This window comes from Sneathia sp. DSM 16631 (genome assembly GCF_014892235.1).
Lineage (GTDB): Bacteria > Fusobacteriota > Fusobacteriia > Fusobacteriales > Leptotrichiaceae > Sneathia > Sneathia vaginalis.
The window spans coordinates 39,729-55,635 of sequence record NZ_JADBHL010000008.1; the positions used below are offsets into that span (position 1 = coordinate 39,729).

Genomic DNA, 15,907 nt, shown 5'->3' on the forward strand with positions numbered 1-15,907 from the left:
TTTTTATAAAGTAAAAAAAAATCTCCTTTAGGAGATAACAATGGTGCCCAAACGCGGAATCGAACCACGGACACAGGGATTTTCAGTCCCTTGCTCTACCGACTGAGCTATCTGGGCATATATAATGGCGGGCAGACTGGGATTCGAACCCAGACGACTGTTACATCTTCGCCGGTTTTCAAGACCGGTTCCTTAGCCAGTTCGGACATCTGCCCATAAAAAAAAGCACCTAATGGTGGCTATAATGGTAGACCCTAGGAGAATCGAACTCCTGTTGCCGGGATGAAAACCCGATGTCCTAACCACTAGACGAAGGGTCCATTCACTAATGGTGGATCCGACTGGGATCGAACCAGTGACCTCACGGTTATGAGCCGCGTGCTCTAACCATCTGAGCTACGGATCCAAAAGGATATGGCGTACCTGAAGGGATTTGAACCCCTGGCCCACAGCTTAGAAGGCTGTTGCTCTATCCAACTGAGCTACAGGTACATATAATTATTACTGGTGGGCTATACTGGGGTCGAACCAGTGACACCATGATTAAGAGTCATGTGCTCTACCAGCTGAGCTAATAGCCCATTATTATATCATTATAGTTTACATTAGTATGAATGAATGGTGAGCCATACTGGAATCGAACCAGTGACACCATGATTAAAAGTCATGTGCTCTACCGACTGAGCTAATGGCTCATACTTAATGGAGCGGGAAACGAGGGTCGAACTCGCGACATTCAGCTTGGAAGGCTGACGCTCTACCATCTGAGCTATTCCCGCATATTTTTGGTTGCGGAGATTGGATTTGAACCAATGACCTTTGGGTTATGAGCCCAACGAGCTACCTGACTGCTCTACTCCGCGATACGTCATTGGTGCCTCGGGCCGGACTCGAACCGGCACGGAATAAATTTCCACAGGATTTTAAGTCCTGTGCGTCTACCGATTTCGCCACCAAGGCACTTCTCTATCAGAACAAGATTGATTATACACTAATCCAATTTCTTTGTCAACTACTTTTTTTTTATTTTTTATTTATATATATGTTTTACCTTGTTTTATATGGTGTATAGGTATATTGTCTTATACTTATACATCTTGTACCCTTTCTACCAACCTATCAAAAAAAGATCTCATATTGAGACCTTTTTAAGCTTAATTTTCAAAACTTACATAATCTCCTATGTCTTCTTTTTTTAGTGACTCTTTGGGTATTTCTAATACTTTTGCTTTTATAGTATTATTAAAGTATTTTACAACTAATTCATCACCTTTTTTAATGCTATATGATGGTTTTTGTGCCTTACCGTTAACTAGTACATTATCACTATCACATAATTGTTGTGCTATAGTTCTTCTCTTAATTATTCTTGTTATTTTTAAAAATTTATCTAATCTCATTACTTACTCCAATTATTTAGAACTCTTGATATTGCCATAGTATATGACTTTGTATTTGTTTCTTTTATTACTTTATGTATTTCCTTTAACAATTCTGCTGGTGTTATATTCTTATTAGTTTCTTTTCTTAATCTTGTTAAACCTTCAACAGTCTTTCTTTCTATATCATCATTAGATTCTACTAGGTTATAGTCTTTTTTTATGGCTCTTAAAATTTCTTTTATGTCCCTTGTTAATACTACTGGCTTTATAGGTTCTTCTTTTTTTACTGATATTATATTATCCAAACTTTCTACCTTTGGTTTAGGTTTCGGTTCTTCTTTTTTCACTACTATCATTTTACTTATATCATTATTACGTGGTTTTTCTACCTTTTCTGTATGTTCCAATTTTTTTCTTAATACTACGTTTTTATAAGGATCGTTGGGAGAAATTACCCCTTTAAATCCTGTACATGATGTTATAGACAATATTAATACTAATAATACTAACTTTTTATTCATCTTTTTCACCTTCCAAAACTTCTTTCTTACTTAATTTTAACACATTATTTGTAAAATAGAAATAAAGGAAATCATCTTTTTCTTCGACTTTACTTATTTTATGTTTTTGACAATATATCTTTATTTTAACACTATCTAAAAATGTATTAACAACTTTAGGAATTTTACCAAATCTATCTTCTATTTCATCTTTAATATCGTCAACTTCGCTGATTTTTGTTAATTCAACTATACGCTTATATATCTTTATTCTTTCAGCTTCCTTTATGTATTCATTAGGTATATATCCCTTATCTTTTAGATCCATCTTGACTTCAAAATTATTAAATGTAATTTCACCTTTTTGTCTTTTAATTTCTTCATTTAGTAATTTAATATACAAATCATAACCGAAAGATTCTATAGCACCATGTTGCTTATTTCCAAGAATTTCACCAGCTCCCCGTATATTCATATCCTCCATGGCAATTACATAACCACCTGATGAAATATTTTCAATTTCACTTATACTTTCTTGTTTTTTTAAACCTTTTTGTGTTTGTTTTAATGATTTTAATAGATAGCAATATGCTTGCCTTTTTGATCTACCAACACGTCCTCTTAATTGATAAATTTGCGATAAACCTAGGTTATTAAAACCTTCTATAATTATCGTATTAGCATTTGCTATATCTATCCCATTTTCTATTATTGTTGATGCAACTAAAACTTGAAATTCTCCCTTTTCAAAGGCATCTATTTTCCCCTTTATCTCTTTTGCACTAAGTTGACCGTGTATATATTCTATGCCTATAAAGCTGGGAAGGAGAGTTTTTAAATATTTAACCTTATCTTCCATACCTTTTACATCATTTGAGATATAGAAGACTTGACCATCTCTTTTAATTTCTTCTAATATTACTTTTTTTAATTTTTCTTCATCATTAAAATTTAATATTTCTGTTTTTATTGGTAATTTTTGTAGAGGTGGTGTTGATATTACTGATATATCTCTAATACCTAACAAGGCTAAATTTAGTGTTCTAGGAATAGGTGTAGCAGTCAGTGTTAAAACATCAATATTCGTCTTTTTTTCCTTTATTTTTTCCTTATGTTTAACACCAAACTTTTGTTCTTCATCTATTATTAATAGTCCAAGATTATTGAAAATGACATTATCACCTAAAATTTTATGTGTGCCTATTAAAAGATCTATCTTACCACTAATTAAATCATCTAATACTCCCTTTCTAGTTGAAAGTCTTGAGTATGATGCTATATTTATTGGAAAGCCCTCAAATCGCTTTTTAAACCGTTCATAATGTTGATTAGCTAATATTGTAGTTGGTGCTAATAAAGCAACCTGATAACCACTTTCTATAGCCTTAAAAGCTGCTCTCATAGCTACTTCAGTCTTACCATATCCAACATCTCCGCATATTATTCTATCCATTATTTTATAGCTTTGCATATCTTTTTTTACATCTTCTATTGCTTTTTTTTGATCTTCTGTTTCTAAATATTCAAATTTTTCTTCAAATTGCTTTTGAAATACTGTGTCTTCCATAAAGCAAATACCATTATCTTTTTTTCTCTTAGCTTGAATTCTAATAAGTTCCTTTGCTACTTTTTCAATTTCTTCTTTATACTTCTTGTGCTTTTTCTTAAATCCCTTAGTACCTAATTTATATAGTTCTGGTTCCTTATTTGATATATTTATATACTTTTCTATACGATATAGCTTTTCAACAGGTACATAAAGCTCTCCATCATCAGCATACTGTATTAATAGGTATTCCTTGTCATACATCATTTTAAGCCCCATATACTTACCTATACCGTACTCAACATGAATTACATAATCTCCTTTATTTAATTCTGTTATAGAGCTATATTTCATTTTTTTCTTTAACTCTTTTTTTCTTTTTATTTCTATTTCTGATTGATAGTTTCTATTTTCACTTAATGCTACCTCTATTATTTCTGACTTTTCTTTTAATACCTCATATCTAGCAAGTATTTTTTCTTTATCGTTGTTATCTAAAAGTAACATAGTCTCAAGACTATGTTCTACAAGTTCTAGATTTTCTATGAAAAAACTAGTAGTTTTACCAGTTAATTCTGTTATTAATACCTTATCTCCTCTTAAAATATTAGAATAAATCTGTATTTCTTTTAAATTTTCATAAGATCTTTGTGTATCTATATCAAATATTTTAATCTTCTCTAACTCTACATCAAAAAAATCTAGTCTAATAGGGTTATCCATAGTTGCTGAATATACATCTATTAAATCGCCTCTTCTTGAATATTGACCCATTTCAGTAATTAAATAGTTTTTTTCATATGCATATTCTTGTAATTTTTCTTCTATTTTATTTAGGTTATAGTCTTTACCTACTTCCAAAGTAAAACTATCGTATTTATCAAAAAATATAGACATCGCTAATGAAAAGTCTATAAATATTATATTCTTCTTTTTTTCATTTAAGAGATTAATTAATCTTACATTAATATCTATTAATTCTTTTTTACTTCCTACATTAGTCTTAAAAAAAGTTACATTATATCCTTTTTTCCCTAATATGTATTCGTAATATTCCATATTTTTCAATGATGTACTAATGTAGATACAAGTATTTTCTATATTTTTAAAAATATCTTCTATCTCTTCTTTAAGTATTTTTTTCATTTCTTTCTCCACCAAAAAGTGTTTCCAATCGTTTTATAATCTTTCTACCTTCTAAGTTTAATACCAAATCATGAGGTGACTTTATATCCATAACAAGATAGTCTTTCAACTCTTTTTCATAATTCTTTCCACTTCTATACTTATCTTGTAGTTTTAAATAAAGTAATCTTAATACCTCATCTCTTGCTAGATCATAAGTTAATTCGTCATATGATAATATATTCAAAAAATATTCTTTTCTTAAATATGGATCATCTAGCATATATTTAATTATATCCTGAACATCTTTTTTTCTCTTTATATTTCTACAAATTATACAGATTTTATCAGGTCCTTTAAAGTAATCTCCACAATTTTCGCATCTTTTTTCCTTATTTTCCTTGCTGTAATATTCTTTTACCAATTTTAGTGCTAAACAAGAAACTAGATATTTCTTTTCATCAATGTCTTGTATATTAGAAAAAATTTTTTCTGCTTCTTTTTTCTTCTCATTTAATACACTTTCAAATTTCTTTTCACTTTTTCTTATTACAACTTTTTCTTCTTTAAATCTTTTAGGATTTACTATTATCTTTATACTCTTAACTTCTTTTGCTTTTTTTTGTATTGCATCTAGATATTCATCTTTAAAAAAACTTAATTCATTTGCATATATTTGATCTTTAGTATATATTATCGCAGTCTCTTTATCTATTACCAAACAAGTTTCGCTTAAAAATTCTTTAGGTACTAAAAAACTCCAAATATCACTACTATTTTCCTTAACAATATCCACTAATGACTTAAATTTCATCCTTTATTTCACCGTCACTTACATACATCTTTTTAGCACATATATCTATATCCTCAGTAGATGTAAAAATACACTGTATATCTTTTTCTTTAAAATATTCCAAAACTATTTTTTTCCTAATTTCATCAAAATATGCTGTTATATCATCTAATAGGACAATAGGTGTCTTTTTTGTGCTGTTTATTATATACTCAATTTGAGCTAATTTTAAAGAAAATATCACTGACTTTTTCTCTCCTTGAGATGCAAACGTCTTAACCTTCTTGTTATCTATTAAAAAACTATACTCGTCTTTTTGTGGTCCATATATACTAAATCCTATGAACAATTCTTTTTCTTTCTTTTCTTCTAATATTTCCTTTAATTTATTGTAATCACAACTGGGTTCATATCTAATAATCAATTCTTTTTTATCAAATAGCTCCTTATACTTTTGATTAATATATTTAGATAAATCAGAAATATATTTTTTTCTAAATTCATATATTCTTTGTGATAAAAAAATATACTTATCATTGTATATTTTAAATATTTCGCTGTCCATCTTTTTTTCTTTTATCAGCTTATTTCTCACCTTTAATACTTTTTGAAAATTTATTAAATCATTTAAATAGAGCTTACTTATCTGAGACATCTCATAATTAAAAAATCTTCTTCTATTCTCAGGTGTATCCATTATTAATGAAATGTCTTCTGGACTAAAAGAAATAGCAAGCAATTTACCAATATATTCCTTGTATTTAACCTTGTTTTTGGAAATATAGAAATCCTTTTTTTCTTTATTTAGCTGTATAGAAAAATTATCAACACTAGTCTTACTAAAAAGTGTTAGAGTTTTTTCACCTTCTTTTATTTGCTCTAACACTTTTCTTGTTCTAAAACTTTTTCCTGTTGATAAAAAATATATTGCTTCTATTACACTAGTCTTACCTTGTGCATTTTTTCCATAAAGAACATTAAAATTCTTAGATAAAGTTATCTTATTAGTTCTAATATTTCTAAAATTATTAAATACAATTTCTTCTATATACATTATTTTACTACTACTTTTTCTCCTCTGAATTCAACTACATCTTCTTTTCTTATCTTCTTACCTCTTCTGGTTTCAACCTCACCATTAACAAAAACTTCGCCATTTTGTATAACTTCTTTAGCTATACCACCTGTATCTGCTAATCCAGAAAATTTTAATAGTTGATCTAATTTTATATATTCAGTATCTATTTTAACTTCCATATTATTCACATATCCTTTTTGTAATTTCTTTTACATCATTTGCAATATTATCATCTTTAGCTATCTTAGAAGCTATTTTTTCTACAGCGTTATACACAGTAGCGTGGTCTTTATTAAAAATTTTACCAGTTTCATGTAAACTAATTTCTAATTTTTCTCTCATAATATACATTGCAATTTGTCTTGGTATTAATATTTCACTCTTTCTTTTTTCAGACTTCATTTCTTCTTCAGACACATTAAAATACTGTGCAACTGCTTGCGTTATTTTCTCAGCTGTTATAGAGGCTCTAAGTTTTTCTGCTTGTTCTCCTATAACGCTTTTAGCAAGATCTATTGTAATATTTTTCTTTAATAATAGGGCTTTGGCTGAAATAGATTTTAATATACCTTGCATTTCCCTTACGTTTTTTGTAACGTTATCTGCAATATATTCTAGTATAGTATTATCCATGTGCATATTATTTGTTTCGCATAAAGTTTGTAGTATTGCAACTCTTGTTGAATAATCTGGTTTTTTTATCTCAGCATTAAGACCTGATAAAAATCTTGACTTTAATCTTTCTGATAAACCTTTTATCTTTTTAGGATTTCTATCGCTTATAAATATTAGTTGTTTGTCTTTTATTAAAAGAGAATTTAATGTGTTGAAAAATTCTTCTTCCACACTACCGTCTCCTTTACCAAATACCTTTTCAAAGAATTGAATATCATCTATTATTATCATATCTAAACTTCTGTACTTTTGTCTAAAATTCTCAGCTGTATCTATATTATTTTTCAAATTACCCTTTCTTATTGCACAAAGGTACTCATTATTGAATTCTTCAGCTGTTAAGTATCTAACTTTTTTATTAAAATCTTTTTTTATCAACTCATTACCTGCAGCTTGTGCTAAATGGGTCTTACCTAAACCTGAATCACCATAAATTAATAGCGGATTATATGGAGGTGTTCTTTTATCAAGTAATGCTTCTATAGTTGCCATACAACATTGATAAGGATATTCACTATTTTGACCTACAACAAAACTATCAAAAGTAAACTTTGGACTAAGACCTGTTTCTAGAACTTCTTCTTTATCAGTTTCATTTTCATTACTTTCTGTAACTTCAAATTCTAACATATCTGTTGAAATTTCTTTTTTTATTACAACTTCAACTGCGTATCCTTTAAGTTTTAAAACTTGATTTATTGCATCTTGTATTTTTTCTTTCATTTTCTTTAATTCATCAACTACATAATTACTTGATGAGTGTAAGTAGCAAAATCCATCTCTAATATCATAAATATCTACTTGATTCAATAGATGCTGATGTTCTATTCCATTAGAATTTAAAAACACCATTTTTGCTAAATTCCATGTAACCGTTAATTCTTCTTGTGTCATAAATTTTCCCTCTTTTTTTTGTTACCTCAAATATACCATATGATTTTAAATTTATCAAACGACAAAGTTTTCAACTTTTCAACAGAGTTTCCAACAAAAAACCATAGTAAAATCAATGCAAAAAAAAGTTTTCAACAGATTTTAGAGTTTTCAACAATAGCCACAACCCCTTTATTTTCAATACTTAAAAAGAAAAAATCAACAAAAAAATTTTTTTTCAAACAGCAAAAAGTTTTCAACAAGTTATCAAAAGCATATCAACACGTTTTCAACAAAAAAATCAAACTCAAACCCTTTAATTTCAGATATATCAACAAATTAACAGTGCATAATAATAATAATATTTAAAATAAGGAATAATATATATATGAAAAAGCTAAATTTTTTTTTAAGTCTACAATAAATATACCTTGACATTTCTCGTTTTTTTTATTATCATATATTGTACTAAACTAACTTTAAAGAAAGGAACAAATATGAAAAGAACATTTCAACCTAATAATAGAAAAAGAAAAAAAGATCATGGCTTCAGATTAAGAATGAAGACTAAATCAGGTCGTAACGTATTAAAAAGAAGAAGAAATAAAGGTAGAGCTAAATTATCTGCTTAGTAAAATCGGTGGCCTATAATTCACCGATTTTTTTAAAAATTTAAGGAATAATAATGGAAACAATAAAAAAATCAGAAGTGTTTTCTGTAATTTACAATAAAGGAGAAAAAATACATACAAAATACACATTGATATTCAAATATACCTATACACCAACATTTGGTTTTGTTGCTAGTAAAAAAATTGGTAATGCAGTTGTTAGAAATAGGCTAAAAAGAATATTTAGAGAAGTTGTACGTTTGAATATGAATAAGTTTTCTCCTTATTGTGCGTATGTTATAGTGGCAAAAAAAACTTGTAGCCAAGATTTTGAAACACTAAAATATGAAAAGATTGAAAAAGATATTCTTTTAGGACTCAAAAGACATGAAAAAAATTTTAATAAAGATAATAAGAATATATCAAAAAGTCACAAAAAGCAATAGAAGAGTCTGTAGATTTTATCCGACTTGTTCTACATATGCGATACAAGCATTAGAAAAATATGGTATAATAAAGGGGACAGTATTAACAATTTTTAGGATATTAAGATGTAACCCTTTATTTAAAGGTGGATACGATCCATTAAATTAACGGAGGAATAATGAAAGGTATAATAGCATTAGCTCTTTTTAGAGTAAAATTTTTAGAAACAATTGCAGTAGAGATACTTAAATTTTTTAATTCATTAGTTGGAAATTATGGAGTAGCAATAATACTAACAACGCTTTTAATAAAACTAATTCTTTTCCCACTATCATTGAAACAAGAAAAATCAATGCAAAAAATGAAAGAATTACAACCAGAAATAGAAGCAATACAAAAGAAATATAAAGATGACAAGGCAAAATTAAATGAAGAAACAGCAAAATTATACAAAGAAAAAAATGTAAATCCTTTTTCAGGATGTTTACCATTAATAATACAATTACCTATTTTCGTTGCCCTATATTATGCATTTATGAGTAATGAAATACCACAAACAGCAACATTCTTATGGTTCAACCTAAAAAGACCAGATGCAATCTATACTATAGGTAAATTTTCATTAAACATTTTACCTATAATCAGTGCATTATTAATGATAATTCAACAAAAATTAATGACTCCACAATCAGGTGAAGGGGAAAATAGCGTAATGCAATCAACAATGCTATTAATGCCAGTTATGATGTTATTCATATTCTATAAATTCCCTTCAGGATTAAACTTATACTACGTAGTCAATACAGCTATATCTATATTAATTCAAATTTATGTCGTAAAGAAGGCGAGAAAATGAACAAGATAATTTTACAAGCTAAAAACAAAAAAGAGCTTGAAGATTTGATTAAAGTAAATATTTCATTACAAGATGATGAAACATATGTAATCAAAGAAATTAAAAAACCTATAGATTTTCTTTTCTTAAAAATTAAAGGAAAATACGAAATAACTATACTAAAAAAAGATGAACTAGATAGAATAGAAAAAATAGATGAAGAAATTGAAGAAGAAGTTAAAGAAGAAGAGTTACCTGTATCTGAAAAGTTAACTAGTCTATTTACAAAATTTGTAAAAAATGCAGAATTAGATGTTCAAATTGAAAGTATAAGGGTCGAAAAGAATGTTGTAGTATTAAATATTACAGGTAAAGATGTTAGATACCTAATAGGTGAAAAAGGGATAGCTTTAAATGCGACTGAATGCTTACTAAATTCAATAAAAGAATTTAGGGGTTATAGAATACAAATAGATTCAAATAATTATAAAGAAAAAAGAGAAGAAACATTAAGAAATATAGCTAGAAAGAAAGCTGAAAAGGTTTTAAAAACAAAGAGTAATTGCAAATTAAGTCCTATGTCAGCAAGAGAAAGAAAAATAATACATGAAGAAATTTCTAATTATGAAAATTTAAAGACTGAAAGTTACGGAGAAGAACCTAAGAGATTTCTAGTTATTAAATACAGAGAAGAAAAAGAGGATTAATATGTTGTTTGATACAATAGCAGCTGTTGCTACAGCTAAAGGTGATGGTGGAGTTGCTATAATCAGAATATCTGGTGATAAATCATTCGAAATATTAGATAAAATATTTACACCGATAAATAATACAAAAATAGGGTACTATAGACTTAAATATGGTAATTTACATGATGGAGATAAGATAATAGATGAAGTAATGGCTGTTAGAATGAAAGCTCCACGATCATATACATGTGAAAATGTAGTTGAGATAAATTGCCATGGTGGACAATTAATGACAAATAGAGTCTTGCAATTGGTATTAAAAAATGGTGCTAGAATGGCACAACGTGGTGAATTTACAAAAAGAGCTTTTATGAATGGAAGAATAGATTTATCACAAGCAGAAGCTGTTATAGATATAATAAACGGGAATTCTGAAAAAGCCTTAGATGTATCTTTAAATCAATTAAGAGGAGATTTAAAAGATATGGTTAAAGACTTTAAAAAGACTCTTCTTGATATTGCAGCACACGTTAATGTGGTGCTAGATTATCCTGAAGAAGGTATAGAAGATCCAATACCACAAGAATTACTAGACGATTTAAAAAAAGTACATGAAAAAGCTACAAGACTTATAGAAAGTTATGATAAGGGTAAAGTCCTAAAAGACGGTATAAAGACCGTTATAGTAGGTAAGCCTAATGTAGGTAAGTCAACTCTCTTAAACGCTCTTCTACGCGAAGATAGGGCTATTGTAACGGAAGTTGCAGGTACTACTAGAGATACCATTGAAGAGAAAATTATGATCAAAGGAATTCCTTTAATCTTAGTTGACACTGCGGGTATAAGAAAAACAGATGATATAGTAGAAAGTATTGGTGTTCAAAAATCAAGAGATTTAATCTCTAAGTCAGATTTGGTATTAATGCTTTTAGATATTACAAAAGACATTAGTGAAGACGATAAAGAGATCATAGACTACATAAAGAAAAATAATAAAAAGGTAATATATATATTAAATAAAAATGATAAGCCTGGTGCAAAAGACTTTAGCTACTTAGGTAATACGGTGTCTATTTCAGCTATGAAAAATATTGGTATAGATGAAATGGAAGAATATATATATAGATATATTGCAGGTAATAAGGTTGATAATACAGGGCAAGAATGTATATTAAATAACGTAAGACATAAAGCAGCATTAGAAAAAACAAAACAGGCTATAGAAAATATGTTTTTAACAATAGATAATGAAATGCCTTTAGATCTAATATCAGTAGATTTAAAAGAAGCATTGGATTCTTTATCAGAAATAACAGGAGAAATAACATCAGAAGATATATTAGATCATATATTTAAAAGCTTCTGTGTTGGGAAATAAAAAAGTTGGTATTAAATACCAACTTTTTTTAGTAGGGAACGAATTCCCTTAGTTATTATTTCGAAGAATGTATATGATCTAACTAGTTTATCCTTAGATATATATTTACTTATAGTTCTTAATACCAACTTATTATCTCTTGTAGAAAAAGATAAATTGTGACCATCTTTTAAAAATATTGCAAAACGGCTAATAATTTTTCCTTTGAACATAACGCTTGCTGCAATATAGTTAATTTGTGTCCAAGGTATTTGAATATAGTCATTTGTATTCTTTTCGTTATAATACTCAAAAGCTTTATCACCTATCAAAACATCTCCGTAACTAGTAATTCTAAAAAACGAAGTTGCTTTAATACTTAAATCCACTTTTGTATTCATTGATTTAACCATTACATTAATCCTATTACCCTAGCAACAATACCTACTACGAATAAAGCAATAATTATTGTTATAGGTGAAACTTTCTTCTTTAATAATTTACAACATAGTAATGTTAGTAATAAAGCAGCAAGCCCTGGTATTAATTGATCTAAGTTTTGTTGTAAAGTAGTTACTTTTACAGCATCAAGACCATTAGCACCTAATGCACTATATTGAGCAAGTGCACTTTTTATTCCTTCTGCTCCTTGAGGAAGTTTATCCCATTCAATGTATGCTCCTTGAGATTGAGTAACTTTTGAAACGATAGGAGCAAATGATATACTAACCCATCTTTGAACCAATGCACCGATAATGAACATACCAAGTATTGAAGCACCAGTTGTAATCTTATTTAATAATCCACCAGATAAGTCTTGTGTAATCTTAGTTCCAACCTTGTAACCAAATTCTTGTGTATACCACATAAATGCAAAACGAATAACGTTCCAAACTACGAAGAATAGTAATGGTCCCATAATACTTCCACTAAGTGCAAGTGAAGCACCTAATGCACCAAGTATAGGTCTTGCTGTGAACCAGAATACTGGGTCTCCAACACCTGCAAGAGGTCCCATCATACCAACCTTAACACCTTGTATAGTAGCATCATCAATTTTAGCACCATTTGCTTTTTCTTCTTCTAATGATAATGTAACTCCCATAACTGGTGATGAAACGTAAGGGTGAGTGTTATAGAATTCTAAGTGTCTTTTTAGAGCTTTTATTCTATCTTCTTTATTTGAATATAGAGCTTTAATTGCTGGAATAATTGAGAATGCCCAACCACCATTTTGCATACGTTCGTAATTCCATGAACCTTGAAGGTATTGGTGACGTAATGCAACTTTAAAACGTATATTTTTTGTTAATTTAATCTTTTTGTCCATAATTTACCTCCTTCAAGTATCAATAATCGTTTAAGATATCACCAAGTGGGTCACCAGATACGTTACCATTATTAGATGAACCAGCTGATTCTTTTAATCCTAAATAAACTAATGCCAAGCTAACTCCTATAGCACCAAGAGCTATTAATGTTAATGAATTGATTGCTGCAAACACGAAACCTAAAACAAAGAAAGGCCAAACTTCTTTTGTTGCCATCATGTTTATAACCATTGCGTACCCAACGGCTGCAACCATTCCACCACCAACTGCCATACCACCTGCAAGCCATGAAGGCATAGCTTGTAATGCACTTTGAACAGCATTTGATGGAATGAAACATAAGATAGCAGCAGGTATTGCAATACGAACACCTTGCATTAAAATAGCAACTATGTGCCAGAATTCTACACCAGCAATATTACCTTTTTCTGCAGCATTATCCATTAAGTGTACTAAAGGTATAGCTATAGTACGACATATCATTGTTAAGAATAATCCAGCAACTGATAAAGGTATTGCTAATGTTATAGCTGTATTTATCGCAGTTGTAGTATCAGTAGCATTTGTTTCAAGTGCTAATACCATAATAATACCAGATGCAACAGAAGCAAGTGCAGCATCTGGAGCTACAGCTGCCCCTATATTAGCCCATCCAAGAGCTATCATTTGAAGTGAACCACCTAATATGATCCCTTCTTTTAAATGCCCTGTTACTAAACCTATTAGAGTACATGCAACTACAGGTTGATGGAATTGGAATTGGTCTAAAATTCCTTCCATACCAGCAAGTAGGGCTACTATAATAATTAACACAATTGTTAATCCGCTCATATTTCCTCCTAGTTTTTATTCTTTAATTCATTTTCAGCTTTTTCTAAAATATGTTCAATATTTTCAGGACTATCACTTGGAACTTTTCTTACATCCATTTTAACACCTAAGTCCATAAGTTTTCTAAGTGAAGAAATATCTTCATTATCCATAGATAAAACTTTTGTAACGAAAACTTTTCCGTTAGCGTGTGCAATAGAACCAACGTTTAGAGTGTCAAATTTAACACCCATATTGTATGCTTCTAGAGCATCAGATGGTTTTTCAAATAATAGTAAAGCCTTTGTATTACCAAAACGAGTATCTTTTGCAACCTCAGCCATCTTTTTAACAGGCACAACATGTGCTTTAACCCCTGGAGGTGCAACTTGTTCTATCATACTCTTTCTTAAAGTATCTTTTGAAACTGTATCAGAAACTACGATAATTCTATTTGGTTTTGTTTCTTTAACCCAACCAGTAGCGACTTGACCATGTAATAATCTTGTATCTACACGTGCAAGTACATATTTAATCTTACCATCTCCTATAACAGTTCCATAAGGTATTTTACCTTTAGGTTCATCAGTAGCAGAAGACGTAGTTTTTTCACTCTTCTTTTCTAATTCTTCAGGGTAAACCTTAATTTCTTCACGAGAAGTAGCTAATACGCTAGATGCAATTTCATGAGCAGAAGAATCGTCTAAACGTGCACTTAATACCTCTATTAGCATAGGTAAGTTAAGTCCAGATATCATTGCCCATTTATCTTTGTGCTCAGCCATTAATAATGCTGATTGATTGAATGGAGTACCTGACCATAGATCAACCAAGAATAATATTTCATCACAATTATTAAATGAATTGATAGCTGTAACAATTTTGTTCTTAATATCTTCAGGTCCTTCACCAGGTAGGAAAGTACAAGCCGCAACATTGTCTTGTTCACCAAAAACCATGTTTGCAGATTGAAGAATTCCTTTAGCGAACTCACCATGAGTTGCTAGAATAATTCCAACCATACATCCACATCCTTTCTAATAAAATATGTTACCAAAATGTAACTTAATCAATAAATTATATAATGAAAAAAGCAAAATGCAAACGATTACAATAAAAAAAACATATATAATGGATTAGTCTATTGCCTTGAATATTTGATTTTTCTAAGGATAATGCTTGTTATATAATTAAAATTTTTTATCTTGACTAGTGTTGTATAATATATTGATATTTTATGTAGTGGTGTTTTATGGTATTATCAATAACTAAATCAAAAAATTCTGCTAACTTTTACGTAAGAAAATCAGTTAGAAAAGGAAAGAAAAAGAAAAAATAAGGAGATTTATAGCAGTCTTTCTGAAGGTAAATTAATAGGTCTTAATGAAAGAAGGATTTGTAATATAGGGTACATTTTTTGAAAAAGATTTTTAAAACAATAGAAGATAGAGAATCTCATTATTTAGTTTGCCTATTAGCAGTATTGGTTTATAGGGTATTGGAAAAGAAGTTAGATAATGAGTATAAGTATAAGGAATTATCAAATACATTAAAAGGTATGAAATTACAAATTCAAAAAGAAAAAGTTACAAACTTACCTAATTATATTAGAACAAAATTAACTGATGCTTTACATGAAAAATTTAATTTTAGAACTGATTATGAAATATTAGAATATTCATACTTAAAAGGACTATTCACATTTTAGTGAGTAGTCTTTTTTTTGAATTTATTATACTACAAGGTATTTAAATAAATGAGGAAAGAAAAAAATAAAAAAAAGATATTGACAAAGGTGCTTAAATTTGGTAATATAGTGATTGTCAATAAAGACAAGGACAATGGAAGAAAAAAATAGCAAACAAGATGTTAAGAA

At 29.0% G+C, this 15,907-nt stretch carries 18 protein-coding genes and 10 tRNA genes; 7 read left to right on the forward strand and 21 right to left on the reverse strand.

The annotated features are described in order from the left end of the window. Positions 1-41: 41 nt before the first annotated feature. The 17 genes from IMK15_RS04225 to dnaA all read right to left on the reverse strand — a co-directional run bounded on the left by IMK15_RS04225 (position 42) and on the right by dnaA (position 7,993). Positions 42-117, reverse strand: a tRNA-Phe gene (locus IMK15_RS04225). An 8-nt stretch (positions 118-125) separates the two neighbouring features. Beyond that, positions 126-215 (reverse strand) — tRNA-Ser (locus IMK15_RS04230). Positions 216-245: 30 nt separating this feature from the next. Beyond that, positions 246-320, reverse strand: a tRNA-Glu gene (locus IMK15_RS04235). Between the two features lie 9 nt (positions 321-329). Further along, positions 330-406, reverse strand: a tRNA-Ile gene (locus IMK15_RS04240). A 9-nt stretch (positions 407-415) separates the two neighbouring features. Next, positions 416-492 (reverse strand) — tRNA-Arg (locus IMK15_RS04245). Between the two features lie 13 nt (positions 493-505). Then, positions 506-581, reverse strand: a tRNA-Lys gene (locus tag IMK15_RS04250). Between the two features lie 38 nt (positions 582-619). Continuing rightward, a tRNA-Lys gene (locus IMK15_RS04255) sits at positions 620-695 on the reverse strand. Between the two features lie 8 nt (positions 696-703). Next, a tRNA-Gly gene (locus IMK15_RS04260) sits at positions 704-779 on the reverse strand. Positions 780-786: 7 nt separating this feature from the next. Continuing rightward, positions 787-863, reverse strand: a tRNA-Met gene (locus tag IMK15_RS04265). Positions 864-872: 9 nt separating this feature from the next. Then, positions 873-960 (reverse strand) — tRNA-Leu (locus IMK15_RS04270). Positions 961-1,154: 194 nt separating this feature from the next. Further along, positions 1,155-1,400, reverse strand: a complete 246-nt coding sequence (locus IMK15_RS04275) for an RNA-binding S4 domain-containing protein (protein WP_046328107.1) — start codon at positions 1,398-1,400, stop codon at positions 1,155-1,157. Further along, complete coding sequence (locus IMK15_RS04280; protein WP_192942016.1) at positions 1,400-1,903, reverse strand: hypothetical protein; 504 nt, start codon at positions 1,901-1,903, stop codon at positions 1,400-1,402. The genes IMK15_RS04275 and IMK15_RS04280 overlap by 1 nt, the downstream gene beginning before the upstream one ends. Then, complete coding sequence (locus tag IMK15_RS04285) at positions 1,896-4,574, reverse strand: DEAD/DEAH box helicase (RefSeq protein ID WP_192942017.1); 2,679 nt, start codon at positions 4,572-4,574, stop codon at positions 1,896-1,898. The genes IMK15_RS04280 and IMK15_RS04285 overlap by 8 nt, the downstream gene beginning before the upstream one ends. Continuing rightward, positions 4,558-5,367: a hypothetical protein gene (locus IMK15_RS04290; RefSeq protein WP_192942018.1), complete on the reverse strand. Its 810-nt coding sequence runs from the start codon at positions 5,365-5,367 to the stop codon at positions 4,558-4,560. Before IMK15_RS04290 ends, IMK15_RS04285 begins: the two co-directional genes overlap by 17 nt. Next, positions 5,357-6,400, reverse strand: coding sequence for a DNA replication/repair protein RecF (gene recF / locus IMK15_RS04295; RefSeq protein ID WP_192942019.1), 1,044 nt, complete (start codon positions 6,398-6,400; stop codon positions 5,357-5,359). The genes IMK15_RS04290 and recF overlap by 11 nt, the downstream gene beginning before the upstream one ends. Further along, a complete protein-coding gene (yaaA, locus tag IMK15_RS04300) occupies positions 6,400-6,603 on the reverse strand; it encodes a S4 domain-containing protein YaaA (protein WP_192942020.1) in 204 nt (67 codons plus the stop codon). Before yaaA ends, recF begins: the two co-directional genes overlap by 1 nt. Position 6,604: 1 nt before the next feature. Next, positions 6,605-7,993: a chromosomal replication initiator protein DnaA gene (gene dnaA, locus IMK15_RS04305; protein WP_052727729.1), complete on the reverse strand. Its 1,389-nt coding sequence runs from the start codon at positions 7,991-7,993 to the stop codon at positions 6,605-6,607. Positions 7,994-8,469: 476 nt separating this feature from the next. On the opposite strand from dnaA, the gene rpmH reads away from it, so the two are divergent. The 6 genes from rpmH to mnmE are packed head-to-tail and all read left to right on the forward strand — an operon-like array spanning position 8,470 to position 11,911. Beyond that, positions 8,470-8,604: a 50S ribosomal protein L34 gene (rpmH, locus tag IMK15_RS04310; protein WP_046329207.1), complete on the forward strand. Its 135-nt coding sequence runs from the start codon at positions 8,470-8,472 to the stop codon at positions 8,602-8,604. 53 nt (positions 8,605-8,657) lie between these two features. Further along, on the forward strand, positions 8,658-9,029 hold the full coding sequence (rnpA, locus tag IMK15_RS04315) for a ribonuclease P protein component (RefSeq protein WP_192942021.1): 372 nt from the start codon (positions 8,658-8,660) through the stop codon (positions 9,027-9,029). Further along, positions 8,971-9,177, forward strand: coding sequence for a membrane protein insertion efficiency factor YidD (gene yidD / locus IMK15_RS04320; protein WP_046329205.1), 207 nt, complete (start codon positions 8,971-8,973; stop codon positions 9,175-9,177). The genes rnpA and yidD overlap by 59 nt, the downstream gene beginning before the upstream one ends. 10 nt (positions 9,178-9,187) lie before the next feature. Beyond that, the gene (locus tag IMK15_RS04325) at positions 9,188-9,865 is read left to right on the forward strand and encodes a YidC/Oxa1 family membrane protein insertase (RefSeq protein ID WP_192942022.1); all 678 of its coding nucleotides are present in this window, start codon (positions 9,188-9,190) and stop codon (positions 9,863-9,865) included. Next, entirely contained in the window at positions 9,862-10,551 is a 690-nt protein-coding gene (locus tag IMK15_RS04330) for a protein jag (protein WP_192942023.1), read from the forward strand. The genes IMK15_RS04325 and IMK15_RS04330 overlap by 4 nt, the downstream gene beginning before the upstream one ends. A gap of 1 nt (position 10,552) precedes the next feature. Then, positions 10,553-11,911, forward strand: coding sequence for a tRNA uridine-5-carboxymethylaminomethyl(34) synthesis GTPase MnmE (mnmE, locus tag IMK15_RS04335; protein ID WP_192942024.1), 1,359 nt, complete (start codon positions 10,553-10,555; stop codon positions 11,909-11,911). An 11-nt stretch (positions 11,912-11,922) separates the two neighbouring features. On the opposite strand, the gene IMK15_RS04340 is transcribed toward mnmE, so the two are convergent. The 4 genes from IMK15_RS04340 to IMK15_RS04355 are packed head-to-tail and all read right to left on the reverse strand — an operon-like array spanning position 11,923 to position 15,053. Further along, positions 11,923-12,303, reverse strand: a complete 381-nt coding sequence (locus IMK15_RS04340; RefSeq protein WP_046329201.1) for a DUF956 family protein — start codon at positions 12,301-12,303, stop codon at positions 11,923-11,925. Further along, positions 12,303-13,220 carry a PTS system mannose/fructose/sorbose family transporter subunit IID gene (locus IMK15_RS04345; protein ID WP_192942025.1) on the reverse strand — a complete coding sequence of 306 codons (918 nt, stop codon included), beginning with the start codon at positions 13,218-13,220 and terminating at the stop codon, positions 12,303-12,305. The genes IMK15_RS04340 and IMK15_RS04345 overlap by 1 nt, the downstream gene beginning before the upstream one ends. A 19-nt stretch (positions 13,221-13,239) precedes the next feature. After that, positions 13,240-14,052, reverse strand: coding sequence for a PTS mannose/fructose/sorbose transporter subunit IIC (locus IMK15_RS04350; protein WP_192942026.1), 813 nt, complete (start codon positions 14,050-14,052; stop codon positions 13,240-13,242). An 8-nt stretch (positions 14,053-14,060) separates the two neighbouring features. Further along, positions 14,061-15,053 carry a mannose/fructose/sorbose PTS transporter subunit IIA gene (locus IMK15_RS04355; RefSeq protein ID WP_192942027.1) on the reverse strand — a complete coding sequence of 331 codons (993 nt, stop codon included), beginning with the start codon at positions 15,051-15,053 and terminating at the stop codon, positions 14,061-14,063. A 395-nt stretch (positions 15,054-15,448) separates the two neighbouring features. Here IMK15_RS04355 and IMK15_RS04360 point away from each other — a divergent pair, with 395 nt between their 5' ends. Continuing rightward, complete coding sequence (locus tag IMK15_RS04360) at positions 15,449-15,739, forward strand: hypothetical protein (protein ID WP_192942028.1); 291 nt, start codon at positions 15,449-15,451, stop codon at positions 15,737-15,739. Positions 15,740-15,907: the final 168 nt, after the last annotated feature.